General features: G+C 70.0%; 18 protein-coding genes and 1 tRNA gene. 12 read left to right on the forward strand and 7 right to left on the reverse strand.

The annotated features are described in order from the left end of the window. Positions 1-108: 108 nt before the first annotated feature. The 4 genes from lysS to DEI86_RS09745 all read left to right on the forward strand — a co-directional run bounded on the left by lysS (position 109) and on the right by DEI86_RS09745 (position 3,847). Positions 109-1,668 (forward strand): lysine--tRNA ligase, encoded by a 1,560-nt coding sequence (gene lysS, locus DEI86_RS09735; protein ID WP_111049400.1) that lies wholly within the window; start codon positions 109-111, stop codon positions 1,666-1,668. A 209-nt stretch (positions 1,669-1,877) separates the two neighbouring features. Then, positions 1,878-2,144: a hypothetical protein gene (locus DEI86_RS09740; RefSeq protein WP_146242812.1), complete on the forward strand. Its 267-nt coding sequence runs from the start codon at positions 1,878-1,880 to the stop codon at positions 2,142-2,144. 81 nt (positions 2,145-2,225) lie between these two features. Continuing rightward, positions 2,226-2,357: a hypothetical protein gene (locus tag DEI86_RS16870; protein WP_258369821.1), complete on the forward strand. Its 132-nt coding sequence runs from the start codon at positions 2,226-2,228 to the stop codon at positions 2,355-2,357. A 443-nt stretch (positions 2,358-2,800) separates the two neighbouring features. Beyond that, positions 2,801-3,847 carry a sigma-70 family RNA polymerase sigma factor gene (locus DEI86_RS09745; protein ID WP_111011998.1) on the forward strand — a complete coding sequence of 349 codons (1,047 nt, stop codon included), beginning with the start codon at positions 2,801-2,803 and terminating at the stop codon, positions 3,845-3,847. A 195-nt stretch (positions 3,848-4,042) separates the two neighbouring features. Here DEI86_RS09745 and DEI86_RS09750 read toward each other — a convergent pair whose 3' ends face one another. Next, positions 4,043-4,990: an NAD(+)/NADH kinase gene (locus DEI86_RS09750; protein WP_111011999.1), complete on the reverse strand. Its 948-nt coding sequence runs from the start codon at positions 4,988-4,990 to the stop codon at positions 4,043-4,045. A gap of 219 nt (positions 4,991-5,209) precedes the next feature. Between DEI86_RS09750 and DEI86_RS09755 the strand changes: the two genes are divergently transcribed. Continuing rightward, positions 5,210-7,708, forward strand: coding sequence for an ATP-dependent Clp protease ATP-binding subunit (locus tag DEI86_RS09755; protein ID WP_111010393.1), 2,499 nt, complete (start codon positions 5,210-5,212; stop codon positions 7,706-7,708). A 105-nt stretch (positions 7,709-7,813) separates the two neighbouring features. Here DEI86_RS09755 and DEI86_RS09760 read toward each other — a convergent pair whose 3' ends face one another. After that, positions 7,814-8,176 (reverse strand): hypothetical protein, encoded by a 363-nt coding sequence (locus DEI86_RS09760; RefSeq protein WP_146244896.1) that lies wholly within the window; start codon positions 8,174-8,176, stop codon positions 7,814-7,816. Positions 8,177-8,314: 138 nt separating this feature from the next. On the opposite strand from DEI86_RS09760, the gene DEI86_RS09765 reads away from it, so the two are divergent. The 3 genes from DEI86_RS09765 to DEI86_RS09780 all read left to right on the forward strand — a co-directional run bounded on the left by DEI86_RS09765 (position 8,315) and on the right by DEI86_RS09780 (position 10,065). Then, a complete protein-coding gene (locus tag DEI86_RS09765; RefSeq protein WP_111010307.1) occupies positions 8,315-8,854 on the forward strand; it encodes an amino-acid N-acetyltransferase in 540 nt (179 codons plus the stop codon). Between the two features lie 63 nt (positions 8,855-8,917). Further along, on the forward strand, positions 8,918-9,685 hold the full coding sequence (locus DEI86_RS16300; protein ID WP_146244897.1) for a hypothetical protein: 768 nt from the start codon (positions 8,918-8,920) through the stop codon (positions 9,683-9,685). Beyond that, complete coding sequence (locus DEI86_RS09780; RefSeq protein WP_111049404.1) at positions 9,685-10,065, forward strand: dehydrogenase; 381 nt, start codon at positions 9,685-9,687, stop codon at positions 10,063-10,065. Before DEI86_RS16300 ends, DEI86_RS09780 begins: the two co-directional genes overlap by 1 nt. Before the next feature lie 176 nt (positions 10,066-10,241). Here DEI86_RS09780 and DEI86_RS09785 read toward each other — a convergent pair whose 3' ends face one another. Both DEI86_RS09785 and DEI86_RS09790 read right to left on the reverse strand, forming a co-directional pair. Next, positions 10,242-11,639, reverse strand: a complete 1,398-nt coding sequence (locus DEI86_RS09785; protein ID WP_111049405.1) for a sensor histidine kinase KdpD — start codon at positions 11,637-11,639, stop codon at positions 10,242-10,244. After that, positions 11,639-12,319 carry a response regulator transcription factor gene (locus DEI86_RS09790; protein WP_111049406.1) on the reverse strand — a complete coding sequence of 227 codons (681 nt, stop codon included), beginning with the start codon at positions 12,317-12,319 and terminating at the stop codon, positions 11,639-11,641. The genes DEI86_RS09785 and DEI86_RS09790 overlap by 1 nt, the downstream gene beginning before the upstream one ends. 135 nt (positions 12,320-12,454) lie before the next feature. On the opposite strand from DEI86_RS09790, the gene DEI86_RS09795 reads away from it, so the two are divergent. Then, positions 12,455-13,066 carry a hypothetical protein gene (locus DEI86_RS09795; protein ID WP_146244898.1) on the forward strand — a complete coding sequence of 204 codons (612 nt, stop codon included), beginning with the start codon at positions 12,455-12,457 and terminating at the stop codon, positions 13,064-13,066. Positions 13,067-13,172: 106 nt separating this feature from the next. Here the strand turns inward: DEI86_RS09795 and radA are convergent, their stop codons facing one another. Both radA and DEI86_RS09805 read right to left on the reverse strand, forming a co-directional pair. Continuing rightward, the gene (radA, locus tag DEI86_RS09800) at positions 13,173-14,534 is read right to left on the reverse strand and encodes a DNA repair protein RadA (RefSeq protein WP_111049408.1); all 1,362 of its coding nucleotides are present in this window, start codon (positions 14,532-14,534) and stop codon (positions 13,173-13,175) included. Positions 14,535-14,543: 9 nt separating this feature from the next. Further along, positions 14,544-15,521 carry an SGNH/GDSL hydrolase family protein gene (locus DEI86_RS09805; RefSeq protein WP_111049409.1) on the reverse strand — a complete coding sequence of 326 codons (978 nt, stop codon included), beginning with the start codon at positions 15,519-15,521 and terminating at the stop codon, positions 14,544-14,546. A 143-nt stretch (positions 15,522-15,664) separates the two neighbouring features. Between DEI86_RS09805 and DEI86_RS09810 the strand changes: the two genes are divergently transcribed. From DEI86_RS09810 to DEI86_RS09820, 3 genes are all read left to right on the forward strand, one after another. Beyond that, positions 15,665-15,754 (forward strand) — tRNA-Ser (locus DEI86_RS09810). 672 nt (positions 15,755-16,426) lie between these two features. Beyond that, complete coding sequence (locus DEI86_RS09815) at positions 16,427-16,654, forward strand: SDR family oxidoreductase (RefSeq protein ID WP_375342175.1); 228 nt, start codon at positions 16,427-16,429, stop codon at positions 16,652-16,654. A 238-nt stretch (positions 16,655-16,892) separates the two neighbouring features. Further along, on the forward strand, positions 16,893-17,693 hold the full coding sequence (locus DEI86_RS09820; protein WP_181439747.1) for a TIGR02391 family protein: 801 nt from the start codon (positions 16,893-16,895) through the stop codon (positions 17,691-17,693). Positions 17,694-17,792: 99 nt separating this feature from the next. Here DEI86_RS09820 and DEI86_RS09825 read toward each other — a convergent pair whose 3' ends face one another. Then, positions 17,793-19,898: an ATP-binding protein gene (locus tag DEI86_RS09825; RefSeq protein WP_111049412.1), complete on the reverse strand. Its 2,106-nt coding sequence runs from the start codon at positions 19,896-19,898 to the stop codon at positions 17,793-17,795. Positions 19,899-20,038: the final 140 nt, after the last annotated feature.

The raw sequence follows: 20,038 nt of genomic DNA on the forward strand, positions 1-20,038 counted from the left end.
TGCGCGGTCCCCGGCAAGCGCCTCCCGGCAAGCGCCTCCCGGCCGGCTGCGCCGTGGTGGGCCGGTAGCATCGACGCATCCCCCACGACCCCCGGAGCTGCGCGCGCGATGACCGACGAACCCGCTGACACCACCGACCCCGAGGCCGTCGCCCTCGAGACCGCCCGCGTCGACGCCGAGGCAGCCGCCGCGGCCGAGACGAGCGAGCAGCGTCAGGTGCGCCTCGACAAGCGGGAGCGGTTGCTGGCGGCGGGCATCGAGGCCTACCCGGTCGAGCTCGGGATCACGACGACGATCCCCGCGGTCCGCGCCGAGCACGCCGACCTGCCGAGCGGCGAGGAGACCGACGACGTCGTCGGGCTCGCCGGCCGCGTGGTGCACTCGCGGAACACCGGCAAGCTGTGCTTCGCGACCCTCCAGTCCGGCGACGGCTCCCGCATCCAGGCGATGGTGTCGCTCGCCGAGGTCGGGGACGAGTCGCTCGCGCGCTGGAAGGAGTTCGTCGACCTCGGTGACCACGTGTTCGTGCACGGCCGCGTGATCTCGTCCCGCCGCGGCGAGCTGAGCGTCATGGTCGACGACTGGGCGATCGCGGCGAAGGCGATCCTGCCGCTGCCGAACCTGCACACCGAGCTGAGCGAGGAGACCCGGGTCCGCGCCCGCTACCTCGACCTCATCGTCCGCGAGCAGGCGCGCACCACCGTGCGCGCACGTGCCGGCGTGATGCAGTCCCTCCGCGCGACGTTCGCCGCCCACGACTACCTCGAGGTCGAGACGCCGATGCTGCAGACCCAGCACGGTGGCGCGTCGGCCCGCCCGTTCGTGACGCACTCGAACGCGTTCGACACCGAGCTGTACCTCCGGATCGCGCCCGAGCTGTTCCTCAAGCGCGCGGTCGTCGGCGGCATCGAGCGTGTGTTCGAGATCAACCGGAACTTCCGGAACGAGGGCGCCGACTCCACGCACTCGCCCGAGTTCGCGATGCTCGAGGCGTACCAGGCCTACGGGAACTACGAGCAGATGGCCGACCTGACGCAGGAGCTCGTGCAGAACGCCGCGCTCGCCGTCACCGGCGGGCTCGTCGTGACGCTCGCGGACGGCACCGAGTACGACCTCGGCGGCGAGTGGGACCGCGTCGACATGTACGGCTCGCTCTCCGCCGCGGCCGGTCGCGAGATCACGCCCGACACCCCGCTCGCCGAGCTGCAGGCGCTCGCCGAGACCGAGGGCGTCGAGGTCGCGCACGCCACCCACGGCAAGTACGTCGAGGAGCTCTGGGAGCACTTCGTCATCGACTCGCTCGAGCGCCCGACGTTCGTCATGAACTTCCCGGTGGACACGTCCCCGCTGACGCGGGAGCACCGGTCGCGCCCGGGCGTCGTCGAGAAGTGGGACCTCTACGTCCGCGGGTTCGAGCTCGCCACGGCGTACTCCGAGCTCGTCGACCCGGTCGTGCAACGCGAGCGGTTCGTCGAGCAGGCGAAGCTCGCCGCGGGCGGCGACGTCGAGGCCATGCGCGTCGACGAGGAGTTCCTGCGCGCCCTCGAGCACGGCATGCCGCCGTCGGGCGGGATGGGGATGGGCATCGACCGCCTGCTCATGGCGATCACGGGCCTCGGGATCCGCGAGACGATCCTGTTCCCGCTCGTCAAGGGCGCTGGGGCTTAGGGCAACGCGCCAGCGTTGCGCGACGCCAGCCCCGGGCGAGCCTGCGAGCACGGCAGTCGACGCACTCCTGCGCACACGGACGACAACGCAACGTGCGGGCGCATGCGCACTCGTCGTCGGCGTGCCACACGGCGGACGCGCTCCGCTCGCTGGCCGTGCGCTCAGGTCCCCCGCACGGCACCCCGAGCACCGGGACGTACCATGGTCGCGTGCCTCATGGAGTCGTGACCGGGATCATCTTCTCGCTGACGCCGACCGTCGTCGTCGGCCTGGTGTTCTGGTTCGTCATGCGGGCGATCATCCGGGCCGACCGCACCGAGCGCGCGACCTACGCCAAGCTCGAACGGGAGGAACGCGCCCGTTTCGCCGCGGAGCGTGCCGCCGGTGGACCCGGCGCGGGTACCGCGGGGCCGCGTGACGTGCAGGCGCCGAACCGCCCCGCGGCCGTCCCCGCCTCGCCGCAGTCCGCGGAGTAGTCGCTCCCGGACGTCCGGCGGTCAGCGCCGCGACACGAGCCGTTCACCCCGCCGTCGTCGGGGCTGGTCAGCATCGCCGGCATGACCGATCTGCTGCATGCCGTCGCCCGCTCGTTCGTCGGGGACATCGAGAGCGAGTACGACGAGTTCGACCTCGACGCCGAAGCGGAGGGGGCCCAGCGACGCACGGACTGGCTCGAACCGAGCTGGTGACCGCCGATCGACCCCCGGGTGACGAGCGTGTTACGGGATCGTTGCCGAAAAGGGGTACGGACGTGCCGCGGGGGCCCCATCCGCACGCGTACCCCGGAACGTGTCGGCCGCCGGGTGACAGGGCGGGGTACAGGCCCGGAATCGGTTCGAATGCGGGCGGGGATCCGTGGATTTCCGGGCTCGTCCCCCAGCATCTCCGGGATCGGAGGGCCGGTCGGCGGAGTGGTCCCGTACCCCCACCCGGGGGTCCGCGATGACGAAGCACGGAGATCCCTGGGAAAAGCAGGAAACGATTTGTGGGGTACACCTCCGGGCCGCTTTACTCGTTGCACGCCCCGATGGAGGGGCAGCAGGACCAGCGCCGAACGACACCGTCCGACGTGATCCGGCCCGGCCCAGCCGGTTCGGCCCCCGTCAACCGTCACCGCGAAGGAGAGTCAGCCATGACCATCGCAACCGAAGCTCCGAGCACCACCCGGCGTTCCAAGACCACCACGAAGGTCGAGGCGGGACCGCGCGAGCTCGACAGCGTCGACACCGCGATCGAGGCCGACGAGCGTCTCGCCGGTGTCCGCGGCGCCTCGGTCGACCAGGTCGGCGACTACCTCCGCCACATCGGCCGCCTGCCGCTGCTCTCCGCCGAGGAGGAAGCGGACATCGCCCGCCGCATCGAGGTCGGCCTGTTCGCCGAGGAGAAGCTCGCGAACACGCCCGACGTGCCGAAGCAGCTGCAGCGTGAACTCCGCTGGCTCGTCCGTGACGGCCAGCGCGCCAAGGAGCGGATGATCACCTCGAACCTCCGCCTCGTCGTGAGCATCGCCAAGCGCTACTCGCAGCGCGGTCTGCCGTTCATGGACGTGATCCAGGAGGGCAACCTCGGCCTGGTCCGTGCGGTGGAGAAGTTCGACTTCACGCAGGGCTACAAGTTCTCGACCTACGCGACCTGGTGGATCCGCCAGGCGATCTCGCGCGGTCTCGCCGACAAGGCCCGCACCATCCGCATCCCGGTGCACACCGTGGAGCTCATCAACAAGATCTCGCGCACCGAGCGCGACCTCACCGTCGACCTCGGCCGGGCGCCGAGCCCCGAAGAGGTCGCCGAGGAGCTGAGCATGGACGTCGAGGAACTCCTCGACCTCAAGGGCCGCTCGCACGAGCCCGTGTCGATCCACACGGTGGTCGGTGACTCGGACGACTCCGAGCTCGGGGACTTCATCGAGGACGAGGACGCCGCGAGCCCGAACGAGATGACCGAGAGCACGCTGCTCCACCGGGACATCCGGTCGATCGTCGCCGAGCTGCCGACGGACGAGGCGCGCGTCATCCGCATGCGCTACGGCCTCGACGACGACCACCCGATGACCCTCGACGAGATCTCGAAGGTCGTCCACACCACGCGCCAGGCGGTCAGCCGCGTCGAGTCCCGCGCCAAGCTCCGCCTGTTCGCCAAGGCGGTCAGCCAGGACATGCAGCTCTACCTGACCGACTGAGGTCCAGGACCACGGCCGAGCCGGACGGGGTCGGTGCGGGGAGTCGGGTCGTCCTGTGGGAAGGCGATCCGGCGGGGTGATGGGAACGGCCCGCCCGAGTCACACGACTCGGGCGGGCCGTCGTCGTCGGTCCCGACGGTCGCGCGGGCCGCTCCGGTGGTCCTGCACCGGGCCTCCCGGCCTGGAGTCGCGGCCTCAGCCCTCCTCGGGCTCCGGCCGGTCGTGCTGCCGCAGCCGCTGCCGGACCTCGGAGGGGATGAGCTCGATGAGCTGGTCCGGTCGCACCGGGAGGTCGAGCAGGCTCAGCTTGACCCGGCCGGTCCGCCCGTGGCGCTCGGCGTCGAGGCGGATCACCGTGCCGGCGTTCTTGCGCAGCCGGACCTCGAGTTGCGCACCGGTGGCGACCTCGCCGACGACGAGCCCGTCGACCTCGAGCGCGGCGCTGCGCGTGCCCTCGGCGATGTCGAACCGGTAGCGCTCCTTCGCCGCGAGGACCACCGAGCGGTCGATCCCGGCCATCGGGGCGACGGGCGTCACGACCGAGCCGGACAGGGCGGGGGAGAGCACCGGGCCCCCGGCGGCGTAGTTGTAGGCGGTGGAGCCGGCGGGGGTCGAGGCGACGACGGCGTCGGCGCGGTAGTACCCGTACGTGAGGCCCCCGATCGTCAGGTCGGCCGAGACCTGCCCGGCGCCGGGGCGCCGGACGATCGTCAGGTCGTTGAACGCGAGGTAGTTCGTGCGGGCACCCGACCACGTCAGCACGGCCTCGAGCGCGTGGTGCGGCTCGAGCGAGTAGTCACCGGCGGACATCCGTTCGAGCGCCGCGGCGAGCTCCTCGGGTTCGATCTCGACGAGGAACCCGACGTTGCCGTAGTTCACCCCGAGGACCGGCACCGGACGTGCGGCCACGAGGCGCATCGACCCGAGCATCGTGCCGTCGCCCCCGAGGGACACGACGAGGTCGACCCGCTCGCAGAACTCGACGTCGTCGAGCACCTCGATCCCCGGGCCGAGCCGCGCGGCGTCGATCCGGCGCGCGACGAGCTGGCCCCGCCCCGACGCGTGCCAGCGCTGCAGGGTCTCGACCGACGCCCGGACGTCCTTCGAGGGGTGCATCACGATCCCGACGAGTGGTGCCTCCATGGTCCGGAGGGTAGCGGTGACCACCTGACCGCGGCCAGGGGCAGGCAAGGCGAGCACCGCCTCGCGGGCCGTCCGGACGGACCGCGCACGTGGGTCACGCCCACGGCGAACAGGGGCAGCCCCGCGGAGGCGCGCTGGTTAGTCTCGATGTACGTCGCCGGGCCCACCAGGGACCGGCACATCTGTCGGCTCCACCCCCTCGGAGCCAAGGGAGAGCACATGTTCGAGAGATTCACCGACCGAGCCCGTCGTGTTGTCGTCCTCGCCCAGGAAGAGGCGAAGATGCTCAACCACAACTACATCGGCACCGAGCACATCCTCCTCGGTCTCATCCACGAGGGTGAGGGCGTCGCCGCCAAGGCACTCGAGTCGCTCGGGATCTCCCTCGACGCGGTCCGCGAGCAGGTCCAGGACATCATCGGCCAGGGCCAGCAGCAGCCGACGGGGCACATCCCGTTCACCCCGCGCGCCAAGAAGGTGCTCGAGCTGTCCCTGCGCGAGGCGCTGCAGCTCGGCCACAACTACATCGGCACGGAGCACATCCTGCTCGGGCTCATCCGCGAGGGCGAGGGCGTCGCCGCCCAGGTCCTCGTGAAGCTCGGCGCCGACCTCAACCGGGTCCGCCAGCAGGTCATCCAGCTCCTGTCCGGGTACCAGGGCAAGGAGGCCGTCGCCGTGGGCGGCGAGAACCAGCAGGGTGCACAGCAGGGTTCGCAGGTGCTCGACCAGTTCGGTCGCAACCTCACCCAGGCCGCGCGTGACGCCAAGCTCGACCCGGTGATCGGGCGCGAGAAGGAGATGGAGCGGGTCATGCAGATCCTCTCCCGCCGTTCCAAGAACAACCCCGTCCTCATCGGCGAGCCGGGCGTCGGCAAGACCGCCGTCGTCGAGGGCCTCGCCCAGGCGATCGTCAAGGGCGAGGTGCCCGAGACGCTCAAGGACAAGCAGCTCTACTCGCTCGACCTCGGGTCGCTCATCGCCGGGTCCCGCTACCGCGGTGACTTCGAGGAGCGCCTCAAGAAGGTCACGAAGGAGATCCGCACCCGCGGCGACATCATCGTCTTCATCGACGAGATCCACACGCTCGTCGGTGCCGGTGCGGCCGAGGGCGCGATCGACGCCGCCTCGATCCTCAAGCCGCTGCTCGCCCGTGGTGAGCTCCAGACCATCGGAGCCACCACGCTCGACGAGTACCGCAAGCACTTCGAGAAGGACGCCGCGCTCGAGCGCCGGTTCCAGCCGGTCCAGGTGAACGAGCCGTCCCTCCCGCACGCGATCAACATCCTCAAGGGCCTCCGCGACAAGTACGAGGCGTTCCACAAGGTGTCGATCACCGACGGCGCGATCGTCGCCGCGGCGAACCTGGCCGACCGCTACGTGCAGGACCGGTTCCTGCCGGACAAGGCCATCGACCTGATCGACGAGGCCGGTGCACGCCTCCGCCTGTCGATCCTGTCGGCGCCGCCGGAGCTCCGCGACTTCGACGAGAAGATCTCGACGGTCCGCGGGCAGAAGGAAGCCGCCATCGAGGAGCAGGACTTCGAGAAGGCCGCATCGCTCCGCGACGAGGAGAAGAAGCTGCTCGGCGAGCGGCTCCGCCTCGAGAAGCAGTGGCGTGCGGGTGACGTCGCCGCGTCCGGCACCGTCGACGAGGGCATCATCGCCGAGGTCCTGGCGCAGGCCACGGGCATCCCGGTGTTCAAGCTCACCGAAGAGGAGACCTCGCGCCTCGTCTTCATGGAGAAGGCCCTGCACGAGCGCGTGATCGGGCAGGAGGAGGCGATCTCCGCCCTGTCGAAGACGATCCGCCGGACCCGCGCCGGCCTCAAGGACCCGAACCGGCCCTCCGGCTCGTTCATCTTCGCCGGCCCCACCGGCGTCGGGAAGACCGAGCTGGCCAAGGCGCTCGCCGAGTTCCTGTTCGACGACGAGGGCGCGCTGATCTCCCTCGACATGTCGGAGTTCGGTGAGAAGCACACGGTCTCGCGGCTGTTCGGTGCCCCTCCCGGGTTCGTCGGGTTCGAGGAGGGCGGCCAGCTCACCGAGAAGGTGCGCCGCAAGCCGTTCTCCGTGGTCCTGTTCGACGAGATCGAGAAGGCCCACCCGGACATCTTCAACTCGCTCCTGCAGGTGCTCGAGGAAGGCCGCCTGACCGATGGTCAGGGTCGCGTGGTCGACTTCAAGAACACCGTCATCATCATGACGACGAACCTCGGTTCGCAGGGCATCGCGGGTGGTCCCGTCGGGTTCCAGGTCGAGGGCAACTCCTCCGTCGGCTACGACCGGATGCGCGCCAAGGTCAACGAGGAGCTGAAGAAGCACTTCAAGCCCGAGTTCCTGAACCGCGTCGACGACACGATCGTGTTCCCGCAGCTGTCGCAGGACGAGCTGCTGCAGATCGTCGACCTGTTCGTCAAGCGCCTGTCCGACCGCCTGCTCGACCGCGACATGACCGTCGAGCTGTCGCTCGCCGCCAAGGAGCAGCTCATCAAGGTCGGGTTCGACCCCGCCCTCGGTGCCCGGCCCCTGCGTCGCGCGATGCAGCACGAGGTCGAGGACCAGCTGTCCGAGCACATCCTGCAGGGTGAGCTCACGGCGGGCGACCACGTCAAGGTCGACTTCGCCGACGGTGCCTTCCAGTTCGAGACCGGGCGTCAGCCGGGGCGCGAGGAAGTGCTCGCCGGGGCTGCCGAGCCGGCCGGGGAGCTCGAGGCGTAAGGGCCTCCTCCCCACACACGACGCGATCCCCTCCGCACCACCGGAAACGGTGGTGGGGAGGGGATCGCGTCGTTTCGGGGCTCGTCCCGCAGGGGACGCTCCGGGCTAGGGGTGGGTGACCTCGCCGTCGCGGGCGTCGCCGGCCGTGTAGCCGCCGCCGTCCGTCACGTTGCCGCCACCCTCGGTGTCGTCGAACGCGGTGCGGCCGTCACCCGTGCTGCTCCGGCTGCCCTGCAGGTCCTCGTTCTCCTCGCTGTCGCCGGAGAGGCCGTCCGCCAGGCCGTTCGTCTGGTCGAAGATGTGCCCCACCGAGTCGTCGCCCAGGGCACCGATGTTCGTGTGCCCGCCCGAGTCGTGCGTGTGGTCGTGGTCGATTGCTGCGGCGTCGCCCGAGGGCTCCGCTGCGTGGCGCCCCTCGCTGCCGAGGGGGACCGCCGGGTGCTGTGCTGCGTCGTTGGAGTCAGTCATGGCGCGCACGCTACGCCGGGTGCCTGGTGCGCCGTCAGGTCGGATCCAGCTTCCGCCCACCGGCCGGGAGGGACGGTGCGGACCGGTCCCGCGCCTCCCGGCCGTCGTGTGCGCGGCACCCCGGCTAGGGTGGAGCGGATGGACGACCAGGAGCCGGCGGCACTCGCGCGCGACGAGCACGGGATCCTCGTCCGTCCGGCGCTCGCCTCGGACGTGCCACACATCCAGCGGCTCATCGAGCCCTACGTGGCGCGGCGGATCCTGCTCGGCAAGGACAACGTCACCCTGTACGGCTCGATCCAGCAGTTCCGGATCGCCGAGGGGCCCGACGGGGTGCCGATCGGCTGTGGCGCGCTCGCGGTGTTCTGGGACGACATCGCCGAGGTGCGCACGCTCGCGCTCGACCCCGCCTGGCTGCACAAGCGCGTCGGGCACCGGCTCCTCGACGGGCTCGAACACGACGCCCGCCAGCTCGGCATCGGCCGGATCTTCTGCCTGACGTTCGAGGTCGAGTTCTTCACGAAGCACGGCTACCTGGAGATCGGGGAGTCCGTCGTGTCGCCCGAGGTCTACGCGGAGCTCGTGCGGTCGTCGGACGAGGGCGTCGCGGAGTTCCTCGACCTCGCCCGGGTCAAGCCGAACACGCTCGGCAACACCCGGATGCTCAAGATCCTCTGAGCCGCTCGCGCCGGTCCGGCGTCGCTCCGCAGGAACCCCGCCGTGCGGACCTACCCTGTCCGCATGTCGTCGTTCCGCAACCCCGTCGGCGGTCAGCCCGCCGCTGTGTACTGGCGGCGGCGCGCCATCGTCGGCGGTGCGCTGCTCCTCGTCATCGTCGTCGTGCTCCTCATCGTCTTCGGCCACGGCGGCGGATCGGAGGCCGCTCCCGCTCCCTCGGCCAGCGCCTCCCGGACCGCGTCCGCGCACCGGTCGTCGAGCGCCGCCGAGCGTGCCGCTGCGCGCGCCGCCGCTGCCGACGCCGCGGCGAACGCATCGGCACGAGCGAGCGCCGCAGCCACCGCGGCCGCGACCGCGATCGCCACCCCCGAGGCCGGGGCCACCGCCGGCGCGACGTCCGCACCCGCAGCCGGGTCGGCGAAGAACGGCGCCACCTGCCGCAAGTCGCAGATCACGCTCAAGGCCCTGACCGACAAGACGCAGTACGGCCCCACGGAGGAACCGAAGATCTCGATGTCCATCACGAACACCGCGTCGACGAGCTGCCACATGGACCTCGGCTCGAGCCAGCAGGTCCTCACGATCACGAGCGGCACCGAGACGTACTGGTCGAGCAAGGACTGCCAGACCGGCGGCACCGACCAGGACATCACCATCAAGGGCGGCCAGACCCTGACGACGCCGGCGATCACGTGGGACCGAACCCGGTCCTCCACGTCGACCTGCGACTCGAGCCGGCCGTCGGTGACCGCGGGCGGCGCCAGCTACCACCTCAGCGTCGCCGTGGGGAACATCACGAGCGCCACCTCGGCCCAGTTCGTGCTCCAGTGATGGCCGAGCAACGGTTCCGGAGCGAGCCGCTCGAGGCAGCGCTCGCCGCGCAGGACGTCGCCGCGGTCGCGTTCGCCCTGCGGCACGACATCGTCATCGTGCCGAAGCTCGTCACCGTGCGGCCGAAGGACCAGCAGGTCCGGGTGTTCGGCCGCGAGGGCACCGACAAGCGCATCCTGCTGCTGTTCTCGTCCGTCGATGCCTACACCGCGATGGTGCCGGACGAGAAGGTCCGGCAGGTCATGGTGTACGACGCCGCCCGGCTCGAGGAGTTCATCGCCGCGCACCTGGACGTGCTCGAGCAGGTGTTCTTCGACATCGCGGGGCCGAACACGATGCAGGCCGAGCCCGCCGACCTGTTGGCGGCGCTGCGCGCGTAGGCCGGGAGGGCCGGGGCCGGGTCGCGTGGTTCGCACCGGTTCCACGCGGCCGCAGATCGGTGACGTGCGTCCGCACCGGTTCCACGCGGCCGCAGGTCGGTGACTTGCGTCCGCACCGGTTCCACGCGGCCGCAGGTCGGTCGCGTGAACACGCACCGGTTCAGCGCGGCCGCGGGTCAGTTGCTTGAGTCCGCGCGCTTGCCGCCGCTCGCCGGGAGGGTGAGCGTGAACGCGGCCCCTCCGCCCGGCGCGTGCCCGGCGCGGAGCGACCCGCCGAGCCGCCCGACCAGCCGATGGGCGATCGACAGTCCGAGGCCGGTGCCGACCACGCGCTGCCGGCGGTACCGATCGGCGAGGAGCCCCCGCTGGAACGCCTCCGACAGGTCGGCGTCCGAGAGGCCCGGCCCGCCGTCCTCGACGGTGATCGTGGTCGACGGCCGCGCCGGATCGTCGCCGGGCGCGATCCGCACGGTCACCGCCGAACCGGCCGGGGCGGCACGGAGGGCGTTCTCGAGGAGCCCGTCGAGCAGCTGCCGCACCCGCATCGGATCCGAGACGCACGTCGGCAACGGATGGTGGGCCTCCAGGGCGAGTCGCACGCCGAGGCCGTCCGCGCGCGCGTCCCACGCGGTCAGCGCCTGCGTCGCGATCGCCGCGACGTCGACCGGTTCCGGTCGGAGGGGGAAGTCGTCGGCCTCCAGCCGCGCGAGCTCGAGCAGATCGCGGGTGAAGGCGTCGAGCCGGGCGGTCTCGGTCACCAGGGTCCGCCCGACGGCCGCGACCCCCTGTTCCGGGACGAGTCCGTCCGCCAGCGCGTCCGCGTACCCGCGGATCGCGGTGAGCGGCGTCCGGATCTCGTGGGACACGGACAACAGGAACTCGTGCTGGCGCCCCTCCGAGGTGGCGAGGGCGGCGTCGAGGGTGGCGAGGGCGTCGTCGATGTCCGCGACCTCCGTGATGGTCTCGTACGTCGCCGCACCCGCGGCCATCCCGCGCTCCCCACCGGCGAGTCGTCGCGCGACGGCGGCGGCTCGACGGAGGGGACGGACCACGAGCCGCGCCACGACGATCCCGACGGCGACCGCCACGGCGACCCCGGACAGCGCGGCGACGAGCAGACGGTCGAGCAGACGCCGCGTCGCGGACCGGACGAGTGAGACGTCCTGCGTCGCGATCACGGTGTCCCCGGCCGACAGTCGTTCGCCCTGCAGCAGGAAGACGTGTCCGGACGCGTGCACCCGCTCCGACAGGACGCCCTCGATCTGCACCCGCCGGATCGCGGCCGCGGGGACCGGTCCGGTCCGCTTCGGCACCGTCGTCCCGTCTGCGTGCACCAGGAGCAGGCGGATGCTCCGGGCATGGGTGCGGTCGAGGTTGCGCACGAGCGTGCGGCGCTCCCGCGGGGGCGTCGACGCGACGACGAGGGTCGTGGCCCGCAGCTGCTCGCGCGACTGCTGCAACGTGACCTGGCGGACGAGCTGGTACGCGACCCCGACCGTCGCGAACGTCGCCAGGAGCGCGACGGTCACCGTCGTGAGGACGATGCGCGAGGCGAGGCTGGCCCGGCGCGCCATCACGCCGGCCCGAACGCGTAGCCGACGCCGCGGACGGTGCGCAGCGGGACGGCGTCGCCGAGCTTCGCCCGGAGCTGTGCGACGTGCACGTCGACGGTGCGGCTCCCGCGGTAATCGGCGACGCCCCACACCGCCGCGAGGAGCTGCGACCGCGAGAACACCTGGCCCGGGCTCCCCATCAGGTAGGCGAGGAGGTCGAACTCCGTGGCGGTCAGGTCGACCGCGCGATCGGCCAGTCGGACGGTCCGCGAGCGCTGGTCGAGGCGGAGCTCCCCGACGACGAGCAGCTCGGACTGCAGCGACTGCTGACTCCGGCGGACGAGGCCCTTGACCCGCGCTGCCAGCTCCCGCGCGGAGAACGGCTTCGTGACGTAGTCGTCCGCCCCGAGCTCCAACCCGAGGACGCGGTCCACCTCGGCGTCCCGAGCCGTGACGAACACCACGGGCGTCCAGTCGCCGACCGCACGGAGCTGCGCGCACACCTCGATCCCGTCGATGCCCGGGAGTCCGATGTCGATGAGGGCCGCGACCGGATGGAGTGACCGGATGGCCTCGAGGCCCGCGCGGCCGTCGCGAGCGATGTGGACGCCGAAGCCGGCATCCGCGAGGTAGATGCGCTCCACGTCGGCGATCGTCGGCTCGTCCTCCACGACGACGACCAGGCCGCGGCTGTCGCTCATGACACCATCCAACCCGGTCCCTCCGTCGATCGAGGACGCCTTACACAACCCGTACACAGTCCGAACGTCGTCGTGTCGGAGCGCTCGCAGGATGATCGGCAGGCCGCGGAACCGTCGGCCGCGAAGGAGCAGACCATGAAGATCACCGCATCCCGCTTCCTCATCGGAGCAGCCACCGCCGGCGCCGTCGTCGCGCTGACGTTCGGCGTCGGCGCCACCGCCGCGGACGCTGCGACGCCGACCGCGTCGTCGTCGGCCTCGTCGTCCACGCCGTCCTCGTCGTCCACGCCGTCCTCGTCGTCGTCGTCGTCCACGACGCGGGTCGCGCTCGCGTTCCCGATGCGCACGCTCCGTGCCCACGCCGTCCGGCTCGAGACCGGCTCGGTGCCGAGCGCGCTGCGGAGCGACATCACGGCCCTGAAGGGCAAGAAGGGGCACGACCGCCGCGAGGCCGTGCACGCGATCGAGACGAAGGCGATCGGCGGCGGCTACGGCGGCGCCGTCGAGACCATCGCGAAGGAGGCCGAGACGGCGTGGGCGTCGGAGCCGGCCGGGCTCGAGCAGGACCGCCGGGCGCTGAAGGGCGACTCGACGTCCGAGCGCCAGGCAGGTCTCGCTGCCATCGAGGCGAAGGCCCTCAAGGGCACGTACGGCAGCGCCATGCAGCACTACGCGCAGACCGTCAAGACGAGCATCGACAAGTACCTCGCGGCGACGGAGGCGACGTCCATCGGCGCGATCGTCTGACCCGCGGCGCGGACCCGGACCCGAGTGCGACCTGCTGGCCGCACCCGGGTCCGCCGCGTCCCCGTCACCAGTCCTGTGCGATCGGGAGGCGCGGCTTGCGTCCGCCTCAGAACGCCGCGTCGAGCTCGCGCTCGCGCACCGACTTGGTCATCGCGAAGGCGACGCGTAACGCCTCACGCAGGTGCTCGGAGTCGGCGCCGAGCACCGTCGTGAACCCGAGCCGCCGGGCCTCGGACACCCGTTGCTTCTCGCCGGTGGTCGGTCGGATCTCGCCCGCCAAGCTGATCTCGCCCGCGGCGGCGAGCGTGTGCGGGTACGGGCGGTCCCGAGCCGCGCTCGCCAGTGCCAGGGCGATCGCCAGGTCTGCGCCCGGTTCGGTCAGCCGCATGCCGCCGACGGTCGACACGTAGACGTCGCTGTCCGACAGCTTGATGCCGGCCCGGCGCTCGAGGACCGCCAGGAGCATCGCGACGCGTGACGAGTCGACGCCGTTGACCACCCGCCGGGGCTGCGGCGCGGAACTCGGGACGACGAGCGCCTGGACCTCGACCGGAAGCGCGCGCCGGCCCTCCAGGGCGATCGTGATGCAGGTGCCGCTGACCGGGGCGCCGGCCCGGGACATGAACAGCCCGCTCGGGTCCGGGACCTCGTGGATGCCGTCGCCGGTCATGTCGAAGCAGCCGACCTCGTCGGTCGGGCCGAAGCGGTTCTTGAGCGCGCGGATGAAGCGGAGTGCGGTCTGGCGGTCGCCCTCGAAGTGGCAGACGACGTCGACCAGGTGCTCGAGCAGCCGGGGACCGGCGATCGTGCCGTCCTTGGTGACGTGCCCGACGATGAGGATGGGGAGCGCGCGGTCCTTCGCGACCCGGATGAGGGTCGATGCGACCTCGCGCACCTGTGACACTCCGCCTGCGATGCCGTCGACCGCACTCGACGAGATCGTCTGTACGGAGTCGGCGATCACCAGGTCGGGCTGCACCTGGTCGATCTGCCCCAGGATCACGGCGAGGTCGACCTCGCTCGCCAGGTAGAGCTCGTCGTGCATCGCCCCTGTGCGTTCGGCGCGCATCCGGACCTGGTCCACGGATTCCTCGGCCGAGACGTAGAGGACACGCTTGCCGGCCGCGGCCGCACGGGAGGCGACCTCGAGCAGGAGCGTCGACTTGCCGACCCCTGGCTCGCCGCTGAGCAGGATCGCGGCGCCGGGCACGATGCCGCCGCCGAGCACGCGGTCGAACTCGCCGATGCCCGTGCGCCAGTGCGTGACGCGCTCGCCCAGGGCCTGGGTGATCGGCTTGGCGACCCGGCCCCCGGTGACCGCGATCGCCGCGGTGCCACGGGTGCTCGCCTGGACGGCGGTCGCGTCTTCGACGGTGCCCCAGGACTGGCACTCACCGCAGCGGCCGACCCACTTGATGCTGGTCCACCCGCACTCGGTGCAGCGGTACGCGGTTTGGGCCCTGGCCATGCGTCGAGGCTAGGCGGCGCCGCTGACATCGCCGCGGTGGCTCGCGGCGTCGTGGCGCTCGGTCGGCGCGTCCGGGTTCCCGGCGACGTGGCTGCCGTGCGATCGGTGCTGCCGCAGGTGCTGGAGGTCCGGGCTGTGCTCGTCGGCGGTCTCGGCGTCCTGGTCCGCCCGGGCCGCAGCGACCGCCGCCGCACGCGGGCCGAGCTCCTCGACCTCGCGAGCGGAGAGGTAGCGGCGGATCGCCATGAGGGTGTCGACACGGGCGTCGATCGCCGGCTCGAGCGCGCTCGCCCAGATGCGGTAGCCGTTGTCATTCGGGTGGAAGAGGTCGCCGTACGTGTTGCGGAAGGTCCGGCGGAGGCCGACGCGCTTCGTGATCTCGTGCAGGGGCGCGACGGTGAGGCCGAACTCGGCGGCCACGCGGTGCACGATCTCGTTCGCGACCTGGACCTTGCGCTCGCGCTCTCGGAAGAACATGCACGGCAGGTCGGCGACGATCGCGTGCGAGGGCACCGCGGCGTAGATGCGGCGGAGGTTCCGCTCGAACTTGTCGGGATGGAAGTCCAGGATGTCGTTCGCCCCGATGACGACCGTGCAGATGTCCGGCGTGTACGTGCCGAGGACCGGGAGCTGCTCGTGCCGGGCACCCCAGGTCGTGGCGCCGGAGACGCTGAGGTTGACGACGCGCAGGGTGGACCGCGACCGCCGCCGGACCCGCCGCGCGAGCAACCCCACGTAGCCCCGGCTCGGGACCGTCGCGCCGACGCCCTGGGCCGCGGAGTCGCCGATCGCCACGTAGGTGAGCTGCCCCTCGTGGTGGATGCGCTCCCGCCACCAGTCCGCGTGCACCGGCAGCATGTCGACGACTCGCTGTGCCGCGGCGCGCTGCCCCCGGACGCCCGCCCTGGCTCCGAGCGCAGCCGCACCGGCGACCGCGAGGCCACCGCCGACGGAGGACACGAGTGCCACGAGAGAGCGCGTCTTCATACCCGGGACGATACGCAGTCGGCCTCAGCGCCAGGTCACCGCGTCCGGGGGCGGTGGACAGCCGTGCATCGGGTGCCGCTGGGGACGGCGAGCCGACGCTCCTGCGTTCCTCGGGCCTCCCGGCATGCGGTAGGATCGTCGGCGGTACCGTGTCCGAGCGGCCTAAGGAGCATGTCTCGAAAACATGTGTGGGGGCAACTCCACCGTGGGTTCAAATCCCACCGGTACCGCCACAGAAAACCCCCGTTCACGCGGGGGTTTTCTTTGTCCCATGCGGTGACGTGGTGCACTAGTGGTGCATGCTTCGGAGGTCTACTGCGACTGACGGCATCTCGGATCGCCGCTCCGCGCGCCCGCCTTGCTCGTGTCGTCCGTGCATAGGTCGGCTCATCGGGCGCTCTAGCGGTTCCAACCGGAGGCGCTGCCGACATCCTTCGCGAGACCGAGCACGTTTTGGTCGTCAAAGCACCTCGGGCCCTTCTCGGCAAGAAGCCTGGGCTAGGACCGAGGAGTGTCAGTTCCGGTCGCAACGGGCTTGCTGACCCTCTGAATGCTCAGCGGGTCGAACATCGGCATGCCCACGTCACGGGCGAGAACGCTCTGGAGGTAATCGCTGACCGTCAGATCTAGAGCCTCGGCGCGAGCACGTGCCGCGCGGTGGTACGACCTCACTCAGGAGCCTCGTCGCTGCCGGAAGCGGCCATGCGGACGAGCCCGATCGTCGCACTGAGCGTGTTGCGCCGCGGTGGTGCACTCGTGCGGTCCGGCCCGCCTGCTGGGGTGATTAGGAGGCACACTCGTCCGGTCCGACCCGCCTGCTGGGGTGCTTAGGTGGCGCACTCGTCCGGCCGACCTGCCTGCTCGGCCTCACCCGCACCGCGGCCCTCGAGAACGCGCAGCAGGGCATCCGCGTCAACAGCGTTGCACCCGGCACGATCGAGACACCCATGATCGAGGACTTTGCTGCCTCCAGCGACGACGACGTCATGGCGTCCATCCGCGAGGCCCACCCGACGGAACGCGTCGGCGAAGCCGACGAGGTCAGCGGAGCAACCCTCTACCTCGCCTCGGACGCCGCGAGCTTCACCACCGGCGCCAGCATCTCCGTCGACGGCGGCTACATCTCACGCTGAGTGCCGGGCGCCCGATCGGTCGAAGCCCCTGTCGAGACACTTCTCCGTCTTGGCAGGAGCTTCCTCGTCGGGCGCTGCAGGCGCGGTAACTGCTCAGCCGGTTCCCACGTCCCCCCCGCCTACGACCTCCGTGAATGCGTAGTATCGCAATTGAGGCGGTCGGGGTCACAGGGCCGTTCTGGACATGCCATCTCGCCGCGGGGCAACCTTCGTGCGCCTAGCAGTTGAGGGGAGAGCTGTGTACGCGAAGCCGAAGGTCGCCCAGGCGGACCGGTTGATCGAAGTGCCGATCCTGGGGGAGTGGATCTCGCTAGGCGACATTGACGACGCCAGTCCGGAAGTAGGCGGCATGTTCGTCCTGAGCGCCATGGCCTCGAAGGAGCGGCTGGGCTGGAGTGCAGCGGACATCGTCGGTACAGCGCGTGCTCGAGCACGCATGCATGACGGGCACAGCACACGTGCGCTGACGTCACTGCAGACCCCTACCGTCGAACAGTTCGTGGCCGACGCGGTCGGTTGGCTGCTCGCGCGCGGCCTAATCGGGCCTACCGCGGAGGCACAGTACGGCCCTCACTGGATGCTCACATCGGACGGCAGGGCGGCGGCCGAGCTGAGTTCCGCGACTCACATCGAAGCAGCGATGCGGCTGCACGCCGACCTGCACCCGGTGCTGAACGCCTCTGCGCGGCCGAACTTCGAGCGCGGTGACTACGCCACCGCGGTGTTCTCTGCGACCCAGCAAGTCGAGATCGCGGTGCGCGAGGCTGCAGGATTCGAGAAGCGACAGCTCGGCGTGCCCATGATGCGCGACGCCTTTAAGCCGGGCGGGCCACTTTCGGATGCCGACGAGGTCGTCTCCGAGCAGGAAGCGGTGCGTGACCTATTCGTCGGCGCCATCGGGGCCTTTAAGAACCCCACGAGTCACCGCGCAGTGGAATTTGACAGCCCGGTGGAGGCCGCGAGCATCATCCACCTTGCGGACCTGCTGCTGCGCATCGTCGATCGCGCGAAGGCCCGTCGCGCCACCGAGGCCGCCTGAGAGTGACGAGGCGGGGGACAAATTCGTCCTCACCAACGGCGGGCGCAACAACCTCGTTCACGAGCGCAAAGCCGACGACCAGCAGACGCGCCTCTGGCGCTACGACAACGTAGGTGCCTCCTCGTCGTCCGCTGACTTTGACTCGACGGGATTCGGGGCGAGCGCATCTAGGAGTTCATCCAGCGCTCGTGCTTTCGCCGAGGCGTCGAGGTACTGCTGATACTGGTTGCGCGCCTGCCTGATCAGGGCGTCGTAGAGCCGGAAGCTGCCATTGGACGGACGAAGCGCGGAGGCCTGGTACTCGGCTACGGACTGTGTGGGACCCTTCCCCTTGGTTCCCGGCTCCTGGCCGAGGACGAAGACCACTTCGATCTTCTGGGCCTCGTCACCGCGCTGCTGCTGGTGGAGAATGCTCGCGAGAGCATTCGCGTACCGGACGCCCTGAGCGTTGAGCTCGTCCGCCTCGACCTTGCGGTCGTAGCGCTTGAGTTCGACAATCACGTGCCGTCCACCGACGGTTGCGTAGCGGATGTCGATTCGGCCCTTGATCTCCTCATCGTCGGAGTCCTTTGCGAACAGGCCCGGCTCAATCTTCCGGAGGTCCTCCTCCATTTGCGGCTCGGTGGTGGCGCGTTCCCATGAAGCGTCGAGGAGCCAAAGGTGGTCGAACAGGTGTTGTTGAAGAACCTTCTCCTTCTCGTTCGCGTCAGTTAGGTCTTGCATCCTCGCAATTGCCTCCACCCGTGAGCGAAGGATGTCTATCCAGAGACCCGCCTCGTAGGTGTCCTGCTGTCCGAGAAGCGGCAGCAGGTCTTCCGCGGTGACGTTCGACAGCAGCTCTAGCTGCTCTGCGTTCTTGCGCAAACCGACACGGGCGAAGGCCAGCACTCCAGAGCGGAACAGGTCGTTCCTCGACGCGGTTTCGTCACGCTTCTCGAACGAGAGACCTGCGATCGTACCGATCATCTTGCGAGCGGCCGGCTTCTGGTACTCGTCAAGCTGCTCGACCCACGCCTCAAGTTTCGGGTAATCCTCGAGCGCAGACTTCCCCTCCTTAGTCGCGCGCGCCTTCGTCCACTGCTCGGCAGCCGTCACGAACGCGCTGCGAAGGAACTCCTGCAGCTTCACTACACGCTCGTCGTCCTCGATGAGACGCTGCCGGTCGCTAGTGGCGATGTCGTCGTATTCAGGGTCGTCGAGGTCAAGGAAGTCTGCCTCGATCTGGCCGGTGACGTAATTGCCGAACAAGCGGCTGAAGTCGAGCTTCTCAATGATGCCCTCCTGAATCGGCCGCTTTCGTGCAAGCACGATGATGTTCTTCAGCGACCCTGCTTCCTGGTCGTCAACGAGGTCGGTGGGCGTCCTGGTCGTCCCGATCCAGCCTCGGATCCTCCAGCCGCGGTCCTCGTCGACGAACGTCCGCGGGAGGAGGAACCGTTGAATGTCGTTGGGCAGGGCCTTGGCAGGGATCGTCCGAGAACCGAACTCCCAGATGAACTGGAGGCGTTTGAGCTCCTGCCGATCCTGCCACGTGATCCGCTTCCCGTTGACTGTGATGTGGAAGCCTCCCGCATCGGGCGCGCGGTCGTCGAGGACGTCGAATCGTCGCGCGAGGCGCTTGCGGAGCGCCGCGGCGGTCAGCCCGGCCCGCTTGCTCTTCAGGTCGCTGAGAACGAGAGTTGTGCCCTTTTGGGCGTAGTTGGACGGCACGGGAATGGGCTGGGGGTAGTACGGCGTATTCGGAGTCCGGATCGCCGCCTCAAGGTCGGAGACCACGATCCGGAAGCCGTTAGGAGTGCCATCAGCGACGGCGCTGTACACCTCGACGACACGAGCGAGAGAGAAGACCGAAAGTTTCCCGATGCCCTTGCGTCCCATGTAGGGGCGCTGCCACTTCGGGGAGGCAGTTCCCTCCTCGTCACGTTTCTTGTACCCAGCGGTAAGGAACTGCTTGTTGAGTTGCGCCTGCGTCATGCCCCGACCATCATCAGTGATCACGACCTCCGTCGGCGTCCCTGTGGCATCACCGGCCCGCGCCTGCCAGGTAATGCTGACCTCGCCAGCGTCAGCGTCGTACGCGTTGGCGACAAGTTCAGATAGCACCGCCGCCGCGTTGCTATAGAGATTGATGCCAAGCGATTCGAGGACCGAGAGCTCAACGGTCATCTTGTAGGTGTCGTTCTGCGCTGGTGCTAAATCGGTCATGCGTTCCCCCCGGAAAGGCGTTCGGCCGCGTGCTCAGCAGTCAGCATGGCCGCGATGGGTGACGGACCGGAGCACGGGAAGACTCGGTCCGCAATCACACTAATCGCAGGCGAACGGGGACGCCCCTCCGGACACGACGA

It is taken from the genome of Curtobacterium sp. MCBD17_028, from assembly GCF_003234875.1.
Classification (GTDB): Bacteria; Actinomycetota; Actinomycetes; order Actinomycetales; family Microbacteriaceae; genus Curtobacterium.